Source organism: Leisingera thetidis (assembly GCF_025857195.1).
Classification (GTDB): domain Bacteria; phylum Pseudomonadota; class Alphaproteobacteria; order Rhodobacterales; family Rhodobacteraceae; genus Leisingera; species Leisingera thetidis.
Map to the genome: position 1 here is coordinate 1,260,683 of NZ_CP109787.1, position 20,859 is coordinate 1,281,541.

The following is a 20,859-nucleotide window of genomic DNA, read 5'->3' on the forward strand; positions in this document are numbered from 1 at the left end:
CCGTACCCAGGAACGACTGGCGCGGGCAGGACGAGGGGGAATGACACGGTGAAAATAGGGACACCAAAAGAAACATTTGCGGGCGAGAACCGAGTTGCGATGACGCCGGAGTCGGCGCGTCAGCTGCAGAAGCTGGGGTATGACTGCGCGATCGAGGCGGGGGCCGGGGCGGCGGCGGGGTTTGCGGACGCCGCCTATGAGGCCGCAGGCGTTGAAATCATCAAAACGCCGGCCGCCTTGTGGAAGGCCTGCGACATCGTCGCCAAGGTGCGCCAGCCGGACGAGACCGAGCTGAAGCGGCTCGCCAGGGGCAAGACGCTGATCTCCTTCTTCAACCCGGCCGGCAACGAGGCCGGGATGGAGGCCGCCAAATCCAAGGGCGCCAATGTGATCGCCATGGAAATGGTGCCGCGGATCTCCCGCGCCCAGAAGATGGATGCGCTGAGTTCGATGGCCAATATCGCGGGCTACCGCGCCGTGATCGAGGCGGGCAACAACTTCGGCCGCTTCTTCACCGGCCAGATCACCGCCGCAGGCAAGGTGCCGCCCGCCAAGGTGCTGGTGGTCGGCGCCGGCGTCGCGGGCCTGGCCGCCATCGGCACCTCGACCTCGCTCGGCGCCGTCACCTATGCCTTCGACGTGCGCCCCGAGGTGGCCGAGCAGGTGGAATCGATGGGCGCCGAGTTCGTCTATCTCGATTTCGAGGAGGAGCAGCAGGACGGCGCCGCCACCGGCGGCTATGCGGCTGTTTCCTCGCCGGAATTCCGCGACGCGCAGCTGGCCAAGTTCCGCGAGCTGGCGCCGGAGATGGACATCGTCATCACCACCGCGCTGATCCCGGGCCGCGAGGCGCCCGAGCTGTGGACCGAGGACATGGTTGCGGCGATGAAGCCCGGCTCGGTCATCGTCGACCTTGCGGCGGAAAAGGGCGGCAACTGCAAGCTCACGGTGATGGACGAGAAGATCGTCACGGAAAACGGCGTCACCATCATCGGCTACACCGACTTCCCCAGCCGGATGGCGGCGCAGGCCTCGACGCTGTACGCGACCAACATCCGCCACATGATGACCGACCTGACCCCCGGCAAGGACGGCCAGGTGGTGCATGACATGGAGGACGACGTGATCCGCGGCGCCACCGTGGCGTTCGAGGGCGGGATCACCTTCCCGCCGCCGCCGCCGAAAGTGCAGGCGATTGCGGCCAAGCCCAAGGAAACCGTGCCGGAGCTGACGCCGGAGGAAAAACGCGCCCGGGAGGTTGCGGCCTTCAAGGCGCAGACCAGGAGCCAGGTCACCCTGCTGGCGGGCGGCGGCGCGCTGCTGCTGCTGGTCGGGCTGTTTGCGCCGGTCAGCTTCATGCAGCATTTCATCGTCTTTGCGCTGGCCTGCTTTGTCGGCTTCCAGGTGATCTGGGGCGTCGCGCACTCGTTGCACACGCCGCTGATGGCGGTGACCAACGCGATCTCCTCGATCATCATCCTCGGCGCGCTGATGCAGATCGGTTCGGGGTCCTGGCTGGTGATCCTGCTGGCGGCGCTTTCGGTCTTCATGGCCGGGATCAACATCTTCGGCGGCTTCCTCGTCACCCGGCGCATGCTCGCCATGTTCCAGAAATCCTAAAGCGAGGCAGAACAGATGGATTACGGGTTCACCACCGCCGCCTATGTTGTTGCGGCTGTTCTTTTCATCCTGTCGCTCGGCGGCCTGTCGAACCAGGAAAGCGCCAAGCGCGCGGTCTGGTACGGCATCGCGGGCATGGGGCTGGCGGTGTTCGCCACCCTGATCGGCCCCGGCTCCGGCCTGTGGCTGTTGTCGCTCTTGCTGATCGCGGGCGGCGGCATCATCGGCACCTATGTGGCCAAGAAGGTGCAGATGACCGAAATGCCGCAGCTGGTGGCGGCGATGCACTCGCTGGTCGGCCTGGCGGCGGTCTTTGTCGGCTTCATCGCCCATTTCGAGATCGGCAATGTGGCGGCCGCCGCGGCGGCGGGCAGCACCGAGGAGCTCGGCACCTTTGCCAAGCTGATTGCCAAGAAGACCCCGGCCGAGATCGCCTTTCTGCGCGTCGAGCTGTTCCTCGGCATCTTCATCGGTGCCATCACCTTCACCGGCTCGGTGATTGCCTTCGGCAAGCTGGCGGGCAAGGTCACCTCGGCGGCGACCAAGCTGCCGGGCGGCCACGCGCTGAACGCCGGTGCCGCGGCGCTGTCGTTCATCTGCCTGATCTGGTACTTCAACTCCGGCGGCTTCCTGCCGCTGCTGCTGATGACGCTGGCGGCGCTGTTCATCGGCTACCATCTGATCATGGGCATCGGCGGCGCCGACATGCCGGTGGTGGTGTCGATGCTCAACAGCTACTCCGGCTGGGCCGCGGCCGCCATCGGCTTCAGCTTGGGCAATGATCTCCTGATCGTGGTCGGCGCCCTGGTGGGCTCCTCCGGTGCGATCCTCTCCTACATCATGTGCAAGGCGATGAACCGCTCTTTCGTTTCCGTGATCCTCGGCGGCTTCGGCGGCACCGCGGGCCCGGCGATGGAGATCGACGGCGAACAGATCGCCATCGACGCCGACGGCGTGGCGGCGGCACTGGACGAGGCCGATTCCGTGGTGATCATCCCCGGCTACGGCATGGCGGTGGCGCAGGCGCAGCAGAACGTCGCCGAGCTGACCCGGCGCCTGCGGGCGAAAGGCAAGACCGTGCGCTTTGCCATCCACCCGGTGGCGGGCCGGCTGCCGGGGCACATGAACGTGCTGCTGGCGGAGGCCAAGGTGCCTTACGACATCGTGCTGGAGATGGACGAGATCAACGAGGACTTCCCGCAGACGGATGTGGCGATCGTCATCGGCTCCAACGACATCGTCAACCCGGCGGCGCAGGAGGACCCGAACTCGCCGATCGCCGGCATGCCGGTTCTGGAATGCTGGAAGGCGAAACAGGTGTTCGTCTCCAAACGCGGCCAGGGCACCGGCTATTCGGGCATCGAGAACCCGCTGTTCTTCAAGGAAAACACCCGCATGTTCTATGGCGACGCAAAGCAGAGCCTGGATACCCTGCTGGGCATGATCAGCTAAAAGACGGGAAAACTGACTGAAGGCGCTCCAATCGGGGCGCCTTTTTCCTTTGCCGCTTCTTTCTGGCCGGAAATACTCCGGGGGAGGCCGCAGGCCGGGGGCAGAGCCCCATAGGGCGGCTTCTGCATACTGTTGCATCCATTTAACACATTGAAATAAAGGCTTTCTTTACATATTTTTCGGCAGGCATTATGGTCCGCCGCATTGCCCCGGAGACCTCAATGCCCCAGATCCAGGACCACCCTCTGCGTTATCAGCTCACGAACGAGCTGCACGCGCGGCCTTTCCCCGCCATGTCGAGCCCCTGCACGGTGGTCTACCTGGCCGTGAAGCAACCGCAGGAAGCCGAGCACCGCGACAGGCTGCAGGATCTCCAGCATCTGACGGACCTTCTCGACCGCCACGGTGCGCCGCATCCCCAGCCGGGGGCGACGCATCACACCGCGCAGATCGGGCGGCACATGATCAAATGGGAGCAGCACACAGAATTCGTCAGCTACACCGTTTACCGCGATGGCGTCAGCACGCGGGCGTTTGATCCGGCGGATTTTGACGTCTTCCCTGAGGATTGGCTGGCACAGGTGCCTGGGCAGCGGATCACCTCGGCGCTGATCCGGGTGGTGCCGCGCACCGCTCCGGCAAAGCTGAAGGCAACCCTGCACGACTGGTTTGTGCCGGAAAGCCTGGCGGTATCTGAAGTGCTGGATGACAGCGCTGTGGTAGCCGGGGATTTCCGCATCGACCCGGCCGGCCACATGCGCTTTGCGGTGCTGCCGAATGCGGGAACCGGCAGCCAGCGCATCGGCCGAATTGTGCAACGGCTGTGCGAGATCGAGACCTACCGGGCAATGGCCATGCTGGGCTTTTCCCGCGCCCGCGGCCTCACCCCGACCATCAGTGCGCTGGATACGCATCTGAGCGAGATGATGGTGGAGATGACCGGCGGCACCGCACCTGCCGAACAAACGCTGTCGCAGCTGCTGACGGTGTCCGCTGAACTGGAGGCAATGGCCGCCCGGTCCGCCTTCCGCTTTGGCGCAACGGGCGCTTATGAGGCTTTGGTCAACCAGCGGGTCAGCCTGCTGCGCGAGGGCCGGCACGAGGGGTTCCAGACGCTGGCGGAATTCATGCTGCGCCGGTTTGAACCGGCCATGCGCACGGTAAAGTCCGCGGAAAAGCGGCTGGAAGCGCTGGCCAACCGGGCGCGCCGTGCAGGAGAGCTGCTCAGAACACGGGTGGATGTGGAACGCTCGGCGCAGAACCAGGCGCTGCTGGCCAGCATGGACCGCCGTGCCGACATTGCGCTGCGCCTGCAGCACACGGTCGAGGGGCTGTCGGTGGTGGCGGTCAGCTATTACGCGGTGTCGCTAGTGTCGGACTTTTTCCTGCCGCTGGCCGAACGGTACGGGCTGAACAAGAAGCTGCTGATTACGGCGGTCACTCTGCCGGTTGTTGGTCTGGTGTGGCTGGGGATCCAGCGGATCCGGAAGAAGCTGCATTAAGCGCTGCATTCATGCCCAGGCCGCCAAGCGCGATGAATGCCAGCGCCAGCAGGGCCGCCAGGCTCAGGGCCGGAATGCCCGCCAGCCCGGCGCCTACGGTGCAGCCGCCGGCCAGCACGCCGCCCGCGCCCATCAGCACGGCACCGGTCAGGTAGCGGCCGGTCTGGCGCGGGGTCTCGAAGCTTTGCCATTGGAAACGGCCGCTGAGCAGAGATGCCGCCAGCGCCCCCAGCAGCACGCCGCCAATCAGTCCGGGACCAAAGCCTGCGGGAATCGAGCTGGAGGCGATCACGAAGAACAATGAGTCGGCAGCCGGAGAGGTGAAGGACAGGCTCTCCATCGCGATGGGGTCGAATTCGTCAAACAGCACATAGCCGGTGCCCACCCAGGCCACAGGCACCAGCAGCCCGATCAGGGCACCGCCGGCCAGCGCCGGCATCCGGTTGCCCGAGCGCAGTGCAATCAGCAGCGCGGCGGCGGCGATCACAGCGCTCCACAGCAGCGGGCCGCCGGGCAGGGTCGCCAGGGATGCATGGTCAGCCAACGGCAGCGTTACGGAACCAAGCGCGGTTCGGAGCGGTGCCAGAACACCTTTGAGCGTCGCATGGGCCACAACTGCGAAGACCGCGATCACCAGCAGCGCCCGCAGGTTGCCGCTGCCTGCCAGCACGACGAGCCGCGACGCACATCCGCGGGTCAGGATCATGCCTGCGCCGAACATCAGCCCGCCGGCAGCGATGGCCAGCAGCGGCAGATCCCCGGCCATCAGCCGGTGATCCGCAAAGCTGATCCAGCCCTGCGCCACCGCCGCCTGGGTGCCGGCAACAGCCACCGCGAGGGCGATGGCCCAGATGCCGGCCGCCTGACGGCGGTCATCGCCAACCAGGGCGCGGCGAAAGCAGAAACGGGTCAGCTGCGCCAGTGCCCCGAACAGAATGCCGACGCCAAGGGCAAACAGGACGGAAACGTCCCGCGCGGAGGTCTCTTCAAAGCCAAATGTTTCGAACATCGCGGTCACCAGGTGGAAAGACGGAATTTTTTCCCGAAATGACGGTCTTTCGCCGGTCAGGCAAGGCCCGGACGTCTTGGGGTGCTGCGAAATGCAGGGAGGGTTTCCCGCTAATTGCAGCCCGGCTCAAAGGTTTGTTTTCCGGTTCCGCCTTGGGGAAAACAAATTGGCCGCCTGCAGGGCGGCGGCCAATAGTCATGTTTTTATTTGAATGTGTGCGTGTGTTCTGCCTCAGCGGCCGCGGATCCGCGGATCCAGCGCATCGCGCAACCCGTCGCCCAGGTAGTTCACGCTCAGCACCGTCAGCGAGATCGCCATGCCGGGCCAGAACACCCGTTCGGGGTACTGCTGCAGGTAATCGGTGGCATCAAACAGCAGCCGTCCCCAAGTCGGGAAATCCGGCGGGAAGCCGAGGCCGAGGAACGACAGCGACGACTCAGTGATGATCGCGGTGGCGATCCCCAGGGTGGCCGAAACCATGATCGGCGACAGCACGTTGGGCAGGATATGCCGGGTGATCAGCCCGGTGTTCGTGGTGCCGATGGAGCGCGCCGCCATCACGAACTCGCGCTCCTTCAGGGCCAGCACGTCGCCGCGCACGATGCGGGCGGTGGGCATCCAGCTGGTGACGCCGATGGAGGCGACGATCAGGATGAAGATCCCCTGTTCCGGCCCGAATGTTGCGTTCAGCGGCTCGCGGAACAAGAGCATCATCACCAGGAGGAGCGGCAGCAGCGGCAGCGCCAGGAACAGGTCGGTCAGCCGCATCAGCGGCCCGTCCAGCCGTTTGAAAAAGCCGGCAACCACCCCGATGAAGGAGCCCAGGAACAGCGCCAGCAGCATCGCCGTCAGGCCGACAGAAACAGAGGTCGCGCCGCCCGCCATCATCCGCGCCAGCATGTCGCGGCCCAGCTGGTCGGTGCCGAAGGGATGCGCCCAGCTGGGGCCCTGGTTGCGGGCGCGGATGTCGATCTTGGTGGCGTCGATCTCCCAGACCAGCGGCCCGGCATAGACCGCCAGGATGATGAACAGGAACAAGGCCCCGCCCATCAGTGCGCCGCGGTGGGACTTGAACTGGTCCCAGACATCCAGCCACTGGCTGCGCGGCGGGTTGTGCAACTCCTCCAGCGCGCCGGCGCCGGGCACCGCGGTCGAGGCCGGCGCCATGCCTTCGTCGGGCACAAAGCGTTCCTTGTCAGTCATAGCGGATCCTCGGGTCAAGAATGCCGTACAGCACGTCGGCGATCAGGTTGAACAGCACGATCAGCACCGCAAAGATGAAGGTCAGCGTCTGCACCATCGGCAGGTCGTTGGCCTGAATGGCGCCGATCAGCAGCTGGCCGATGCCGTTCACCTTGAACACCTGCTCGGTGATGATGGCGCCGCCAAAGATCGACGGGATCCCCAGCGCGATCACGGTCACAACCGGGATCATCGAATTGCGCAGCACGTGCACCATGACCACGACGTATTCGCTCAGCCCCTTGGCCCGTGCGGTGCGCACATAGTCCTGGTTGAGGTTGTCCAGCATCGAGGCGCGCATGAAGCGGCTCAGCTGCGCGGTGATCTGCAGCGCCAGCACCATCACCGGCATGATCATCTGCTTCAGCTGGTAGACAAAGGCATCCCAGCTGTCGACCACGTGGGTGGTGTCATAGATCGACGGGAACCAGCCAAGCTGTACCGAGAAGATCACGATCACCAGCACGCCCGAGAAGAACGGCGGCACCGAGAAACCCACCATCGACACGAATGTCCCCAGCTGGTCGAACCAGCTGTACTGGCGGTAGGCGGAATAGATGCCGATCGGCAGCGCGATCAGGATGGCGACCACATAGGCGGTGCCGACAACCCACAGGGTCTGCGGCATGCGCTGGATCACGATGTCCATCACCGGCGAGCGGGTCTGCCAGGAGATCACCCGCAGGTCGCCAGCGGAAAAACTGGTGCCCAGGTAGTGGTCGATCAGCACCTGCGGCTCGATCCAGAAGAACTGCACGATCCACTTCCAGAACCGGATATGCATCGGCTGGCCGAGGCCAAGCGCCTCGCGCATTTTCTCTTTGACTTCAGGGGGCACGGTCAGGGGAACCTGCGCCATCGGGTCGCCCGGGGCGAGCTCCAGCAGCAGGAAGATCACGAGGCTGATGAACAGCAGTGTCGGAACTGCCAGGATCAGCCGCCGGATTGTAAAGGTCAGCATCAGGTAGGCGCCTTTGCAGCTTGTATTAAGGTCGGAGCAGGCGGGGAGGCCTCACATCCATGTCACGCGCAGGCGGTTAAATGTAACCAATGCTGAGTGGCAAGGGGCCCCGATGAAACCTCAGGGCCCCAGGTGAGGCAAGCGCTGCTTACTTGATGCGGTACCAGTCGGCGGCGTTCCACAGCTCGCTGTCCCAGACGTTCAGGTCGACGCCGCCCAGGGTGTTGGAATGTGCCGACAGGCGGCCGCGGTGCACCAGCGGGATCATGCCGCCGTTTTCCACCATGATGTCATTCAGGCGGCGGCCGATTTCGGCGCGGGCCTCCAGACCGGCGGTCTTGGTCAGCTCGGCGTGCAGCTGGTCGAACTCCTCGTTGCAGAAGCGCGAGATGTTCTCGCCCTGCCACTGGGATTCGGGCTTGGGCGCCTTGTCGCACAAGCCGTTGGCCAGATAAGCCTGCGGGTCGGTGCCGTCAAAGTTGTTGGCGTACATTTCCACGTCGGCATAGAACTTCTGGAAGGTGTCGGGCGAGCCCGGGTCGCCGCCGAAGAACACCGAAGCATTGACGTTGCGCAGTTCGGATTCGATGCCGATCTGGCCCCACCACTCCTTGATCAGCGCCTGGAAGTCCTGGCGCACGGCGTTGGTCGAGGTCTGGTACAGGATCTTCATCGGCTTGCCGTCCGGGGTTTCCCGCACGCCGTCGCCATTGGTGTCCTTGTAGCCGGCTTCCTCCAGCATCGCCTTGGCGCCTTCGATGTCCTGGACGGAGCAGTCAAAGGTGTCCGAGGCAAAGGCGGCAGGCGCAGGCACCCAGTTGCAGCCGACCTTGCCGGCCTTGCCATAGCCGATTTCCACCAGCAGCGGCCGGTCGATGGCCATCGACATTGCCTTGTAGACCGCCGGGTCCTTCAGGAACGGATGCGGATGCTTGGCGGTGGAGCGTTCGCCTTCGGGCAGGCTGGGCGACGGGTCGGTCTGGTTCAGCATGACGCGTTCGACCAGCGAGCCGAAGCCGGCCACCGGCTTGCCCTTGCCGCCTGCTTCCATCTGGGCGATCACTTCCGGCGCCAGCTGCAGGTTCCAGGCATAATCGAATTCGCCGGTTTCCATCACCGCGCGGCCCGCAGCGGTGGCATCGCCGCCGCCCTTGAACAGCACCTTGGCAAAGGCAGGCTTGGCCGGATCGCGGTAATTGGGGTTCGCCGACATGGTGATCACGTCGTTCGGCTTGAATTCATCGACCACAAAGGGGCCGGTGCCGATCGGGCCAAAGTTGGCCTCGGTGCATTCCGGCGCCCGCGCGCCCATGCAGTTCTCGAACTGCGCCTTCTGCAGGATCGGGCTTTCGCCGCCGGAGAACGGGCCATAGGGGAAGGGGGTCGGCTTGTCGAAATTGACCTTGACGGTCATGTCGTCCAGCAGCTCGACCGAGGTGACGCCTTCGAATTTGGTCAGCTGCGCACAGCCGCCCTCGGGATGCATGCAGTAGTCGGCGGTGAATTTCACGTCGTGGGCGGTAAAGTCCGTCCCGTCGGACCATTTGATGCCCGGTGCGACCTTCCAGGTGATCGAGGTCAGGTCTTCGCTGACGCCGCCGTTTTCCACGGTCGGGATCTCGGCCGCCAGATAGGGCACCATGTTGCCGTCGGGGTCATAGCGGGCCAGCGGCTCGATCACCAGCGAGGCGGCCTGGATGTCCTTGGTGCCGCCGGACAGGAACGGGTTCAGGATCGACGGCGCCTGCCAGTAGATGATGTTGACCTGGCCGTCAGACCCGCGCTCGGCAAAGGCCGCCGGCGCCAGGGCAGCCGTGGCAACGGCCCCCATCAATAGGGATTTGAGTTTCATCGCACTCTCCTTGTCGGACACGTTTTGTGTCTTTTTTTCCGGCCGGGCCGGTTCGGGCCCGGAGATTTGCCGCATCGCTGCGGAAGTGTGGCCATTGCACCTGCAGGCAGAGCAAAAGCGCAGACATCGAGCACTCAATAACATGTGTCCGGACGCACCGGCGCGTGACGCCCTGCAGGCAACCACAGGGGTATCGAAGACCACTTCCCGGAAAATTGCAAATTCCAATTTCGAACACCCTATGCATTATTTGCATGAGCATTTTTGTGCAAAGTAGAGTTTACTCCGGAAGCTGAAGCCGCCTTCTGTGGCGGATAAGGTGATTGACAGATAGGGGACCCATCATGCTGGACACCGCAATTGCGTCCATCAGAAACCTGCGTGTTGAGTTTCAGACCAAGGATGGCCCGGTCGTCGGGGTGGAGAATGTCTCCTTTGACGTGAGCCCGGGCGAAACCGTTTGCATCGTTGGCGAATCCGGCTCCGGCAAATCGGTCTCCTCGCTGTCGCTGATGCGGCTGGTCGAGTTCGGCGGCGGCGAAATCGCGGGCGGCGAGCTGCTGTTCAACCGGCGCGAGGGCGGCGAGACGAACCTCGCCACCACCGAGCAGGAGATGATGAAGCAGATCCGCGGCAATGAGATCGGCATGATCTTCCAGGAGCCGATGACCGCGCTCAACCCGGTGTTCACGGTGGGCCGCCAGCTGACCGAGGGCCTGCGCATCCACAAGAACATGTCCAAGGCCCAGGCCGAGGAGCGCGCGCTGGAGCTTTTGCGCCAGGTCCGCATTCCCGAGCCGGAGCGCCGCCTGCACCAGTACCCGCATGAGCTGTCCGGCGGCATGCGCCAGCGGGTGGTGATCGCGATGGCGATGGCCTGCGAGCCGCGGCTGCTGATTGCGGATGAGCCGACGACTGCGCTGGACGTGACCATTCAGGCGGAGATCCTGGCGCTGATGGACCGCCTGAAGCGCGAGACGGGGACGGCGGTGATGTTCATCACCCACGACATGGCGGTGGTGGCCCAGATGGCCGACCGCGTCGTCGTCATGTACCGCGGCAACAAGGTCGAGGAGGGCACCGTCGAGGAGATCTTCGAGAACCCGCAGCACGATTACACCAAGGCGCTGCTGGCGGCAGTGCCGAAACTGGGCGAGATGCGCGGCAAGCAGTACCCTGAGCCGATGAAGCTGATGGGGGTCGAAAACCAGAAGATCGAGCCTATCATGGGCACCGACGAGGTGCTGCTGGACGTGCAGAACCTGACCACCCGCTTCCCGGTCAAGGGCGGGCTGCTGCGCCGCACCATTTCCAACGTGCATGCCGTCGAAGACGTGTCCTTCAAGGTGTTCAAGGGCCAGACCCTGTCGCTGGTGGGGGAATCCGGCTGCGGCAAGTCCACCGCAGGCCGTTCGATCCTGCGTCTGGTGGAACCGCTGTCGGGCAAGGTGGATTTCGAAGGCCGCGACGTGCTGAAGTTCAGCGGCTCCGAGATGCACAAGGCGCGCCAGGACATGCAGATGATCTTCCAGGACCCCTTTGCATCGCTGAACCCGCAGATGCAGCTGCTGGATCAGGTCGCAGAACCGCTGCGCAACTACGGTCTGGCAAAAGGCTCGGAATTGCACGACCGGGTCGCCAGCCTGTTCGACCGCGTCCACCTGCCGCGCAGCTTCATGCGCCGCTATCCGCACGAGATGTCCGGCGGCCAGCGCCAGCGCATCGCCATCGCCCGGGCGCTCGCGTTGAACCCCAAGCTGATCGTCGCGGATGAGGCGGTCTCGGCGCTCGATGTGTCGGTGCAGGCGCAGGTGCTGAACCTGATGATGGAGCTGCAGGCGGAGCTGGGCCTGTCCTTCCTGTTCATCAGCCACGACATGGCGGTGGTGGAGCGCGTCAGCCATCAGGTCGGCGTCATGTACCTGGGCCGCATCGTCGAACTCGGCCCGCGCGAGCGCGTCTTTGAGAACCCGCTGCACGCCTACACACAGGCTTTGATGAAGGCGGTGCCGATCGCCGACCCGCGCCGGCGCAAGTCGGAGAAGGAGCTGAACTTCAAACCGATCCCGTCGCCGATCCATGAGGTCGGGTACGAGCCGGAACCGTCGGAGTATCTGGAGCTTGAGCCCGGCCATTTCGTGCTGACCACCGATAGCGGGTACTGATCATGGCCACGAAACTGACGCCGCTGGAGATCATGCAAAAGCTGGTCTCCTTCCCGACGGTGAGCCGGGACACCAACCTGCCGCTGGTGGACTGGGTGCAGGAGTATTTGTCCGCCCACGGCATCGAAAGCCACCGGTGGGTGGACCCGGACCAGCCGCACAAGGCCGCCGTTTTTGCCCATGCGGGACCGGTGGAAGAGGGCGCTGTGGTGCTCTCGGGCCATACCGATGTGGTGCCGGTGGACGGCCAGCCGTGGGACACGGATCCCTTCACCGTGGTCGAGAAGGACGGCAAATATTTCGGCCGCGGCACCTGCGACATGAAAGGCTATGATGCGCTGGCCATCTGGGCGCTGGTCGAGGGTCACAGCCAGGGCGTCAAACGCCCGCTGCAGCTGGCGCTCAGCTTCGACGAGGAAATTGGCTGCACCGGCGCGCCGCCGATGATCGAAGCGATGCAGCCCCTGCTGCCCAAAGGCTCGGCGGTGATCGTCGGTGAGCCGTCGATGATGAAGGCGGTGACCGGCCACAAGGGCGGCACCGGCTATGCCACCCATCTGGTGGGGTTCGAGGTCCACTCGTCGCTGATGCACACCGGCGTCAGCGCCATCATGCAGGGCGCCCGGCTGATAGACTGGGCGAACCAGATGAATACGGAAAACATGGCCAGGGAACCGGGTGAGGTGCAGGCCATGTTCACGCCGCCCTGGACCACCTGCCATGTCGGCATGATCGAGGGCGGCACCGCCCACAACATCACCGCCAAGGACTGCCGCTTCATGATGGATTTCCGGGTGGTGCCGGGCGAAAACCCCGCCGACTGGGAGGCGGCCTATTTGGCCAAGGTCCGCGAGGTGGAGGCAGAGATGCAGGCCATCCACCTGGACGCCCGCATCGACGTCTCCAAGCATTTCGACGTCCCCGGCCTGGTGCCGGAACAGGACGGCGAAGCCGAGGCGCTGGTGCGGCTGCTGACCGGTGACAACGGCTCCCACGTGGTCAGCTACGGCACCGAGGCGGGCCAGTTCCAGCAGGCAGGCTATTCCGCGGTGATCTGCGGTCCCGGCGACATCGCCCAGGCACATCAGCCGAATGAGTATATTACCGTGGCGCAGTTCAACGCGGGCCACGCCTTCATGCGCGGGCTGGTGGAAAAGCTGCGGGCGTAAAACCCGGCACCTTGAAACCGGGCCTTTCGTGCTCAGATTGATGCCTAGGGGGTGTACGGGCGGTACATAGGGGGTGCTCGCCTCGTGCATCCGGCCTGGCGTGTTCCGCGGCGTCCTGACGGCTACCGGATACTTGCGAAGCTAAGTTTTTTCGCGGACAGTCTGCCGCAACGGAACCTGAAACAAAAAGGGGAGGGGAATATGCCGGCCAAGAACCGCTTTGCCGAGATGCACCAGGAGATCACGGCCTGGCGCCATCACCTGCATGAGAACCCCGAACTGATGTACGAGGTGCACGAAACCGCCGCCTTTGTGGTGGAGCGGCTGAAGGAATTCGGCATCACCGATATCACCGCCGGCGTCGGCCGGACCGGCGTGGTGGCGGTGATCGAGGGCAGGACCAACACCTCCGGTCGCGCCATCGGGCTGCGTGCCGACATGGACGCGCTGCCGATCCCCGAGGCCTCGGGTGTGGGCTATGCCTCCAAGACGCCCGGCGTGATGCATGCCTGCGGCCATGACGGCCATACCTCGATCCTGCTGGGCGCTGCCAAGTACCTTGCAGAGACACGCAATTTCGACGGCAAGGCGGTTCTGATCTTCCAGCCGGCCGAAGAGGGCGGGGGCGGCGGCAAGGCGATGTGCGACGACGGTCTGATGGACCGCTGGGGCATCCAGGAGGTCTATGGCCTGCACAACATGCCGGGCCTGCCGGTGGGCGAATTCGCCATCCGTCCGGGGCCGCTGATGGCCTCGTCGGATGAGTTCAACATCACCGTGACCGGCAAGGGCGGCCATGCCGCTGCGCCGCATGACGCGGTCGACACCACGCTGGTGGCCTCGCAGATCGTGGTCTCGCTGCATTCCATCGTGTCGCGCAATGTGGACCCGGTGAAACGGGTGGTGCTGACCGTCGGCACGTTTGAGACCGACAGCACGGCGTCGAATGTGATTGCCCATACCGCCAGGCTGCAGGGCACCGTGCGCACCCTGGACCCCGAATACCGCACCCAGGCCGAAACCTGGGTGCGCCGGGTGGCCGAAAGCACGGCAGCGGCGTTTGGCGCCACGGCCGAAGTCGAATGGGTCCCGGGCTATCCCGTGACAATCAATGACGAAAACGGCACCGCCCATGCGGTGGAGGCCGCGCAGGCGGTGGCGGCCAAGGTCAACGCCGACACCCCGCCGATCATGCCGTCCGAGGACTTTTCCTACATGCTGGAGCAGCGCCCCGGCGCCTATATCTTCCTCGGCAACGGCGACACGCAGATGTGCCACCACCCGGCCTATGTCTTTGACGACGAGGCGATTCCGCTGGGATGCAGCTGGTTTGCCGAGCTGGTGGAACGAAGAATGCCCGCGGCCTGAGGCTGCGGGGGAAAGACAACCAAAGGAGTGAGAAATGCCGGTCAAGAACCGCTTTGCCGAACTGCAGGATGAAATCACCGCCTGGCGCCGTGACATCCATGAAAACCCCGAAATCCTGTTTGAAACCCACCGCACCAGCGCACTGGTGGCGGAGAAACTGCAGGAATTCGGCTGCGACGAGGTGGTGACCGGCATCGGCCGCACCGGCGTGGTCGGCGTCATCAAGGGCAAGGCGGACACCTCCGGCAAGGTAATCGGCCTGCGCGCCGACATGGACGCGCTGCCGATCCATGAGCAGACCGGGCTCGACTATGCCTCCAAGACCCCCGGCGCGATGCATGCCTGCGGCCATGACGGCCACACCGCGATGCTGCTGGGCGCGGCCAAGTACCTGGCGGAGACCCGCAATTTCGACGGCACGGTGGTGGTGATCTTCCAGCCCGCCGAAGAGGGCGGCGGCGGCGCCAAGGTGATGTGCGACGACGGGCTGATGGACCGCTGGGGCGTGCAGGAAGTTTACGGCCTGCACAACTGGCCGGGCCAGCCGCTGGGCACCTTTGCGATCCGTCCGGGATCGTTCTTTGCCGCAACCGACCAGTTCGACATCACCTTCGAGGGCCGGGGCGGCCATGCTGCCAAGCCGCATGAGACCGTCGATACCACCGTGCTGGCCGCGCAGGCAGTGCTGGCGCTGCAGACCATCGCTTCGCGCAATGCCGACCCGGTGCATCAGATCGTGGTCTCGGTGACCTCGTTCGAGACGTCGTCGAAAGCGTTCAACGTGATCCCGCAGAAGGTGCAGATCAAGGGCACCGTGCGCACCATGTCCAAGGAGATGCGCGACCTGGCCGAGAAGCGGATCAACGAGGTCTGCACCGGCATCGCGGCGACCTTTGGCGGCACTGCCGATGTCACCTATCACCGCGGCTATCCGGTGATGGTGAACCACGAGGCGCAGACCGAGTTTGCCGCCAAGGTCGCGTCCAGCGTCTCCGGCGCCTGCGCGGATGCACCGCTGGTGATGGGCGGCGAGGATTTTGCCTTCATGCTGGAAGAGCGCCCCGGCGCCTATATTCTGATGGGCAATGGCGACACCGCGATGGTGCATCACCCGGAGTACAACTTCAACGACGATGCCATTCCGGCGGGCTGCAGCTGGTGGGCGGAGATCGTCGAGCAGCGGATGCCCGCGGCTTGAGCCTTGCAAGGGGGAGGGGGCTGTCTGCCCCCTCTTGAGCCTGCGGCTCAATTCACCCCCGAGGATATTTTCAGCCAGAAGAACAGGGATCAGGGTGCGCTATGGCGCAGGGGTCAGTGCTCCAGCAGTTCGCGGTAGATGGTGACAAGCGTTTCCGCCTCTTTCTCCAGCGCAAAGTTGGTCATGGCGTGTTTCCGGGCGGCTTTTGACCACTCTGCCAGCCGGCCTTCGGTGGACAGCACGTCATTGATCGCCGCCACCATTTGCTCCGTCTCGCCCGGATCGATCAGCAGGCCGGTCTCCCCCGGCGCGATCAGCTCTTCAAAGGCGCCGACGCAGGTGGCGACGGCGGGCACGCCGCAGGACATCGCTTCGAGCGGGGTGAGGCCAAAGCCTTCCCAGCGCTGCGGCGCCACGTAGAGATCCAGCGCCTGATACCAGCGGGAGACCTCCCAGACCGGAACCTCGGGCGGGAACAGCAGCCGCTCGGACAGGCCCGCGGCCTCGACCCTGGCGCGCAGCTCCTTTTCGAACGCCACGTGTTTTTCGGTGGCACGGCCCATCACCAGGCCCACGGCCTTGGGGTGGGCTTTCAGCACTTCCAGCATGGCGCCGACAAAAACGTCGGTGCCTTTCTGTGCCCGGATACGGCCATAGCAGCCGATCAGGACGGCATCCTCCGGCAGACCCAGTTCACGCCGCAGCGCAGGTTTGTCCGCGGGCGGACAGAACTCTTCGGTATTGATCCCGTGATGCACCACCTGCACCGGCTTCTCCAGATAGGCGGCACCCTTGGCCGAGGTGGCGATCACCCGGTCCATCTGCGAGATCAGCCACTTGGTGTAACCCGAATGATGCCGCTGGGAGGCGGAAGTGAACAGCAGTTTCAGCCGCTTGCCCAGAAGGTACTTGAGCGCCAGCCCGCCCAGCATCTCGACATTGCGCCGGGCGTGCCAGACCCGGGCGCCGGCCGGGCCGTTGCGGGGCATGAGCACCAGCTGGGGCACGGAGAGATGCGGCATGTCCCCGGGCAGGCCGCTGCCTGCGGTGGCAATCGCAATCTGCTTGCGCTGCAGCGGCACCAGCCGCACGATGGTCGAGGTCACGCCGGACAGGCGGCGCTTGAAATTCGGCGCGATGACTTCGATTGTTTTGGCGTCCACCTGTGCCATCACGGCCTCCCTGCGGGCGGGGGCAGAAGCGCCAGCAGCGCTTCCACCGTTTGGTCCAGCTGATCGGATTGCCGGGAGATGAACTGCCCGGCGGCGTCGCGGGCTGCCTGAAAGCGCTCCGGCTGCTCCAGCCATCCGGCAACCTGTTCCGCCAGCTCTGCCGCCGAGCGCACCTCGGCCGCGGCGCCAAGGGCGGTCAGCTGGGCATAGGTCTCGGCGAAATTGTAATGCCCGGTGCCGGTGATCACCGCAGCGCCGGCCTGCATCGGTTCAAACGGGTTGTGGCCGCCGATGTCATGCAGGGACCCGCCCAGGAACACCAGCGGGCAGAGCGCATACCAGATGCCCACCTCGCCCAGCGTGTCGGCGAGATAGACCTGGGTGCCCGCGCCCGGCAGAACCCCCATGCTGCGGCGGGCCAGGGTCAGCCCGGCCTGTTTGATCAGCGCCTCGACCCTGTCACCGCGTTCCGGATGGCGGGGGGCCAGCAGCAGGCACAGCTCGGGGTGCCGGCGCAGCAGCGCCTTATGCGCCTCCAGCACAGTCTCCTCTTCGCCGTCATGGGTGGAGGACGCGACCCACACCGGGCGGTCGGATACCGCGTTGCGGACCGCGGCCAGCGTCTCAGGGTCCACCGGCAGGGGATCCGACACCGCCTTGAGGTTGCTGCCGGGGCGGATGCGGCCGGGGGCGGCGCCCATTGCCTGCAGGTTCGCAGCCGTTTTCTGGTTCTGGGTCACCAGCAGGCCGAACTGATCCAGGATGTAGCGTGCCGTTTGCGGGCGTTTCTTCCAGCCCTTCACCGAGCGGTCCGACAGCCGCGCATTCAGCAGCACCAGCGGGCAGCCCGTTTTGCGGGCACGCACCAGCATCTGCGGCCACAGCTCGCTTTCCACGAACACCCCCAGATCGGGGCGCCAGTGGGTCAGGAAGCGGTCCACCGCAGCAGCCGTATCCAGCGGCGGGAACTGGTGGCGGCAGCGCGGCGGCATCCGTTTGGCGATCAGCTCGGCCGAGGTCGGGGTGCCGGAGGTGATCAGGAACTCCGCATCCGGCGCCTGTTCTCCCATGCGCCTGATGAGTGTGAGCACCGACAGGCTCTCGCCGACCGAGGCGGCATGGAACCAGATCAGCCGCCCGGCGGGACGCGGCAGGGAGGCATGGCCGCGGCGCTCGCGCACGCGCTCTTCCGGCAGGCCGTAGCCGCGCAGTTTGGCCGCCACCTTGCGCCAGGCGAACGGCGCAATCAGCGCGCTGGCGCCGCAATACAGGGAATAGAGCAGCGTCGGCCGCGCAGGCGTGTCCCCGGACATGGTCAGCCGCCGGTGTGGCTCATGTGGCGGGTCATCTTGCCGCCGACTTCCTGCCGCGAATAGTCGAAGTCATGGCCGCGCGGCTTGTCGCCGATGGCGGCGCGGATCGCCGCCTCCAGCACGCCGGTGCCTTCCTCGTTGGCGCGCAGGGGGCTGCGCAGGTCGGCTTTGCCCTCCTGCCCGAGGCAGGTGTAGATCTCGCCGGTGCAGGTGACCCGCACCCGGTTGCAGCTTTCGCAGAAGTTATGGGACAAGGGGGTAATGAAGCCGATTTTCTGGCCGCTCTCCTCCAGCCGCACATAGCGGGCCGGGCCGCCGCTGCGTTCGGCCAGATCGGTGACGGTGTAGTGGTTTTCGTACTCGGCGCGCACATCCTCCAGCGACCAGTACTGGCCGATCCGCTCCATGTTGCCGATATCCTCGCCCATCGGCATCACCTCGATCCAGGTGAGGTCCATGTCCCGTTCGGCGCACCAGCGGGTGATGGCAGGCAGCTCCTGCTCGTTGAAGCCTTTCAGCGCCACCGTGTTGATCTTGACCCGAAGGCCGGCCTTTTGCGCCGCATCAATGCCTTTCAGCACCTGCGGCAGGCGGCCCCAGCGGGTCACGTCCGCGAACTTCTGCTCGTCCAGCGTGTCGAGCGAAATATTCACCCGGCGCACCCCGGCGGCATAGAGGTCATCGGCGTATTTCATCAGCTGCGAGCCATTGGTGGTCAGCGTCAGCTCTTTCAGCGCACCGGTCTCCAGATGGCGGCTCATCGCGTCGAAGAACGTCATGATGCCGCGGCGCACCAGCGGCTCGCCGCCGGTGATCCTGAGCTTCTCAACGCCCAGCCGGATGAAAGTGGAACAGAGCCGGTCCAGCTCCTCCAGCGTCAGCAGGTCCTTCTTGGGCAGAAAGGTCATGTTTTCCGACATGCAATAGACGCAGCGGAAGTCGCAGCGGTCGGTGACCGAGACACGCAGGTAAGTGATTGCGCGGGCGAAGGGATCGATGAGCGGAGCTGTCATGCTTCCTAGGTAAAGCGGGGCACCGCCCGCGGCAAGGGGGGACGGCATTTGTGTCTGGCAAAGAGTTTCGCCGGAAGCTAGGGTCGCCTCATGCGTATGACAGTCATTTCCCTTGCTTCGATTTCCCTGCTGGCCGCTTGCAACGGCATTCAGCTGAATTCTTCCATTCTTGGCGGCCAGGGCGCCCCCACGGCGGCAGAGCCGCAGGACCCGGTCCTGCAGCCAGCGCCTGGCGTCGATGTGGCAGAGACGGACCCCGCCGCGCCGTCCTTCCGCGGCTCCGCGACCACGGTGGCGTCGCTGGGTGATCCTTCGCTGCCGGGAATGTGGATGGAGACACCGCTGGTGGCGGCCGAGCAGCAGGCGCTGGTCCGCTCCAGCCGCAATACTCAAGTTGTGCTGACGCTGAAACCGATCCCGGGCGCGGAAACAGGCGGAAGCCGCTTGTCGATCGGCGCCATGCGGGCGCTGGGCCTGCCGCTGACCGAGCTGGCCGAAGTGCAGGTGCTGCCCGCAGGCTGAGCGTTTTGCCGGTGACGCGAGAAGCGCCCGCCCTCTTGGGGCGGCGGTGCGGCAGGGCTAGGCGTTTTTCAGGTATTTGGCCGCTTCCTTGCGGGCGAAGGCTTTCATGCCCGGCCCGTGTTCCGCCAGGAAGGCGGCCGTGCGGGCGGCGTCATGCTTGCTGAGATCGCGCAGCCACCAGCCGATGGCCTTTTGAATGAACCAGTCGCGGTCCGGCACGTAAGAGACCGCCCACCCAAGGATGCGTTCGCGGCGTTCCTGATCGGCCGGTTTCAGGTTGTTCATCTTGGCCCAGGGCAGGGTGGCCACCAGGGCGGCGCGGCGGGTCCACATGCGGTCCGACTGCGTCCAGGCCTCCACCGTGTCCAGCCGTGCAGGGTCCGCTTGCAGCCGTTTGGCAATGGCAGAGCAGGCGTGATCGGCAATCGCCCAGCTGTCGAACTCCGGCACCCAGGCCTGCAGCAGCTCCCAGACCAGCGCGTCTTCCTTGATCCGGGCCTGGGTCAGCAGCTTGGCGGCGGCGATGCGGGCCTCGAAGATGTCGGTGTCCCACAGGGCGCGGGCCAAATCCGCGCGCGCAGCCAGGCTCAGGGACTGGCGCCAGGATTTGGTCAGGTCGTTGGTGGCCGGGTTGGGCACCCCCAGCACCTGGCGGGTCTGCTTGTGATAGGCGGCCATCTGCTCTGCCCGGCCGGGGTCGGCCAGGGCCTTGAGCTGGTCCAGATGCGTGTCCAGCATCGCGTTCCCGGTCACGGAAGTCACACCGGCACGCCGGTGGGCTTGCCGTCGATGGTGGATTGGTTCTTTTCCACCCAATATGCGCGGATCTCGTCGTCCGATTTATCGTTGACCCACTTCTGCATGGTGCCGCGCTCGGACTGGTATTCCATGAACGGCACCGCATAGCCGCAGGAGGACTGCACCATATCGACCGCGACATCGAAGATCTGCCGGGCGCTGCGGTGGGCGGGGAACAGGGCGGCCAGATCGTGCCAGCCTTCATCACCGGTGTGCAGCACCCTGGCGGTGCCATAGGTGCGCAGGATCATCGGGCGGGTGGTGAAGGAGCACCACATCAGGGTGATCCGGTTCACCTCCAGCAGGTGGCCCGCTGTCTCATTGCCGCTGCCGGTGAGGTTCATCCAGACAATCCGGTCCGGCCCCAGCACCCGCAGCGAGTCCATCCCTTTGGGCGAGATGTTCACCCGGCCTTCAGGACCTGCGGAACCGGTGAAGAACACGTGCTGTTCTTCAATGAACTTGCGGTGCGCGTCTTCGATCTGCGGGAACTGCTTTGCCAT

General features: G+C 65.1%; 17 protein-coding genes. 8 read left to right on the forward strand and 9 right to left on the reverse strand.

The window, feature by feature from the left end:
• Positions 1–48 precede the first annotated feature (48 nt).
• From OKQ63_RS06030 to OKQ63_RS06040, 3 genes are all read left to right on the forward strand, one after another.
• Entirely contained in the window at positions 49–1,620 is a 1,572-nt protein-coding gene (locus OKQ63_RS06030; protein ID WP_264213053.1) for a Re/Si-specific NAD(P)(+) transhydrogenase subunit alpha, read from the forward strand.
• A 15-nt stretch (positions 1,621–1,635) separates the two neighbouring features.
• Positions 1,636–3,072, forward strand: coding sequence for an NAD(P)(+) transhydrogenase (Re/Si-specific) subunit beta (locus OKQ63_RS06035; protein ID WP_264213054.1), 1,437 nt, complete (start codon positions 1,636–1,638; stop codon positions 3,070–3,072).
• Between the two features lie 221 nt (positions 3,073–3,293).
• Positions 3,294–4,574 carry a DUF3422 family protein gene (locus OKQ63_RS06040; protein ID WP_264213055.1) on the forward strand — a complete coding sequence of 427 codons (1,281 nt, stop codon included), beginning with the start codon at positions 3,294–3,296 and terminating at the stop codon, positions 4,572–4,574.
• On the opposite strand, the gene OKQ63_RS06045 is transcribed toward OKQ63_RS06040, so the two are convergent.
• The 4 genes from OKQ63_RS06045 to OKQ63_RS06060 all read right to left on the reverse strand — a co-directional run bounded on the left by OKQ63_RS06045 (position 4,510) and on the right by OKQ63_RS06060 (position 9,638).
• On the reverse strand, positions 4,510–5,583 hold the full coding sequence (locus OKQ63_RS06045) for a YeeE/YedE family protein (RefSeq protein WP_264213056.1): 1,074 nt from the start codon (positions 5,581–5,583) through the stop codon (positions 4,510–4,512). The genes OKQ63_RS06040 and OKQ63_RS06045 overlap by 65 nt on opposite strands.
• Positions 5,584–5,814: 231 nt before the next feature.
• A complete protein-coding gene (locus OKQ63_RS06050; RefSeq protein ID WP_264213057.1) occupies positions 5,815–6,786 on the reverse strand; it encodes an ABC transporter permease in 972 nt (323 codons plus the stop codon).
• Positions 6,779–7,786 (reverse strand): ABC transporter permease, encoded by a 1,008-nt coding sequence (locus tag OKQ63_RS06055; RefSeq protein ID WP_264213058.1) that lies wholly within the window; start codon positions 7,784–7,786, stop codon positions 6,779–6,781. Before OKQ63_RS06055 ends, OKQ63_RS06050 begins: the two co-directional genes overlap by 8 nt.
• Before the next feature lie 148 nt (positions 7,787–7,934).
• Positions 7,935–9,638 (reverse strand): peptide ABC transporter substrate-binding protein, encoded by a 1,704-nt coding sequence (locus tag OKQ63_RS06060; protein WP_264213059.1) that lies wholly within the window; start codon positions 9,636–9,638, stop codon positions 7,935–7,937.
• 344 nt (positions 9,639–9,982) lie between these two features.
• Here OKQ63_RS06060 and OKQ63_RS06065 point away from each other — a divergent pair, with 344 nt between their 5' ends.
• The 4 genes from OKQ63_RS06065 (at position 9,983) to OKQ63_RS06080 (ending at position 15,538) form a co-directional block, all read left to right on the forward strand.
• Positions 9,983–11,803: an ABC transporter ATP-binding protein gene (locus OKQ63_RS06065; protein ID WP_264213060.1), complete on the forward strand. Its 1,821-nt coding sequence runs from the start codon at positions 9,983–9,985 to the stop codon at positions 11,801–11,803.
• A gap of 2 nt (positions 11,804–11,805) precedes the next feature.
• The gene (argE, locus tag OKQ63_RS06070; RefSeq protein ID WP_264213061.1) at positions 11,806–12,972 is read left to right on the forward strand and encodes an acetylornithine deacetylase; all 1,167 of its coding nucleotides are present in this window, start codon (positions 11,806–11,808) and stop codon (positions 12,970–12,972) included.
• 201 nt (positions 12,973–13,173) lie between these two features.
• A complete protein-coding gene (locus OKQ63_RS06075) occupies positions 13,174–14,340 on the forward strand; it encodes a M20 aminoacylase family protein (protein WP_264213062.1) in 1,167 nt (388 codons plus the stop codon).
• 34 nt (positions 14,341–14,374) lie between these two features.
• Positions 14,375–15,538, forward strand: a complete 1,164-nt coding sequence (locus OKQ63_RS06080) for a M20 aminoacylase family protein (RefSeq protein WP_264213063.1) — start codon at positions 14,375–14,377, stop codon at positions 15,536–15,538.
• A gap of 113 nt (positions 15,539–15,651) precedes the next feature.
• Here the strand turns inward: OKQ63_RS06080 and OKQ63_RS06085 are convergent, their stop codons facing one another.
• The 3 genes from OKQ63_RS06085 to moaA are packed head-to-tail and all read right to left on the reverse strand — an operon-like array spanning position 15,652 to position 19,036.
• Positions 15,652–16,710 carry a glycosyltransferase family 4 protein gene (locus tag OKQ63_RS06085; RefSeq protein ID WP_264213064.1) on the reverse strand — a complete coding sequence of 353 codons (1,059 nt, stop codon included), beginning with the start codon at positions 16,708–16,710 and terminating at the stop codon, positions 15,652–15,654.
• Entirely contained in the window at positions 16,710–18,023 is a 1,314-nt protein-coding gene (locus tag OKQ63_RS06090) for a 3-deoxy-D-manno-octulosonic acid transferase (protein WP_264213065.1), read from the reverse strand. Before OKQ63_RS06090 ends, OKQ63_RS06085 begins: the two co-directional genes overlap by 1 nt.
• Positions 18,024–18,025: 2 nt before the next feature.
• Positions 18,026–19,036 (reverse strand): GTP 3',8-cyclase MoaA, encoded by a 1,011-nt coding sequence (moaA, locus tag OKQ63_RS06095; protein WP_264213066.1) that lies wholly within the window; start codon positions 19,034–19,036, stop codon positions 18,026–18,028.
• Between the two features lie 90 nt (positions 19,037–19,126).
• Between moaA and OKQ63_RS06100 the strand changes: the two genes are divergently transcribed.
• Entirely contained in the window at positions 19,127–19,558 is a 432-nt protein-coding gene (locus OKQ63_RS06100; protein WP_264213067.1) for a hypothetical protein, read from the forward strand.
• Between the two features lie 57 nt (positions 19,559–19,615).
• Here OKQ63_RS06100 and OKQ63_RS06105 read toward each other — a convergent pair whose 3' ends face one another.
• Positions 19,616–20,296, reverse strand: coding sequence for a DNA alkylation repair protein (locus tag OKQ63_RS06105; protein WP_264213885.1), 681 nt, complete (start codon positions 20,294–20,296; stop codon positions 19,616–19,618).
• Between the two features lie 20 nt (positions 20,297–20,316).
• Positions 20,317–20,859 carry a pyridoxamine 5'-phosphate oxidase family protein gene (locus OKQ63_RS06110; RefSeq protein WP_264213068.1) on the reverse strand — a complete coding sequence of 181 codons (543 nt, stop codon included), beginning with the start codon at positions 20,857–20,859 and terminating at the stop codon, positions 20,317–20,319.

Coding starts and splice junctions, on each gene's coding strand:
- OKQ63_RS06105 (WP_264213885.1), bottom strand. CDS start 20,296: ATGCTGGACACGCATCTGGACCAGCTCAAGGCCCTGGCCGACCCCGGC.
- OKQ63_RS06045 (WP_264213056.1), bottom strand. CDS start 5,583: ATGTTCGAAACATTTGGCTTTGAAGAGACCTCCGCGCGGGACGTTTCC.
- OKQ63_RS06075 (WP_264213062.1), top strand. CDS start 13,174: ATGCCGGCCAAGAACCGCTTTGCCGAGATGCACCAGGAGATCACGGCC.
- argE (WP_264213061.1), top strand. CDS start 11,806: ATGGCCACGAAACTGACGCCGCTGGAGATCATGCAAAAGCTGGTCTCC.
- OKQ63_RS06065 (WP_264213060.1), top strand. CDS start 9,983: ATGCTGGACACCGCAATTGCGTCCATCAGAAACCTGCGTGTTGAGTTT.
- OKQ63_RS06055 (WP_264213058.1), bottom strand. CDS start 7,786: ATGCTGACCTTTACAATCCGGCGGCTGATCCTGGCAGTTCCGACACTG.
- OKQ63_RS06035 (WP_264213054.1), top strand. CDS start 1,636: ATGGATTACGGGTTCACCACCGCCGCCTATGTTGTTGCGGCTGTTCTT.
- OKQ63_RS06100 (WP_264213067.1), top strand. CDS start 19,127: ATGCGTATGACAGTCATTTCCCTTGCTTCGATTTCCCTGCTGGCCGCT.
- OKQ63_RS06040 (WP_264213055.1), top strand. CDS start 3,294: ATGCCCCAGATCCAGGACCACCCTCTGCGTTATCAGCTCACGAACGAG.
- OKQ63_RS06080 (WP_264213063.1), top strand. CDS start 14,375: ATGCCGGTCAAGAACCGCTTTGCCGAACTGCAGGATGAAATCACCGCC.
- moaA (WP_264213066.1), bottom strand. CDS start 19,036: ATGACAGCTCCGCTCATCGATCCCTTCGCCCGCGCAATCACTTACCTG.
- OKQ63_RS06090 (WP_264213065.1), bottom strand. CDS start 18,023: ATGTCCGGGGACACGCCTGCGCGGCCGACGCTGCTCTATTCCCTGTAT.
- OKQ63_RS06060 (WP_264213059.1), bottom strand. CDS start 9,638: ATGAAACTCAAATCCCTATTGATGGGGGCCGTTGCCACGGCTGCCCTG.
- OKQ63_RS06110 (WP_264213068.1), bottom strand. CDS start 20,859: ATGGCAAAGCAGTTCCCGCAGATCGAAGACGCGCACCGCAAGTTCATT.
- OKQ63_RS06085 (WP_264213064.1), bottom strand. CDS start 16,710: ATGGCACAGGTGGACGCCAAAACAATCGAAGTCATCGCGCCGAATTTC.
- OKQ63_RS06050 (WP_264213057.1), bottom strand. CDS start 6,786: ATGACTGACAAGGAACGCTTTGTGCCCGACGAAGGCATGGCGCCGGCC.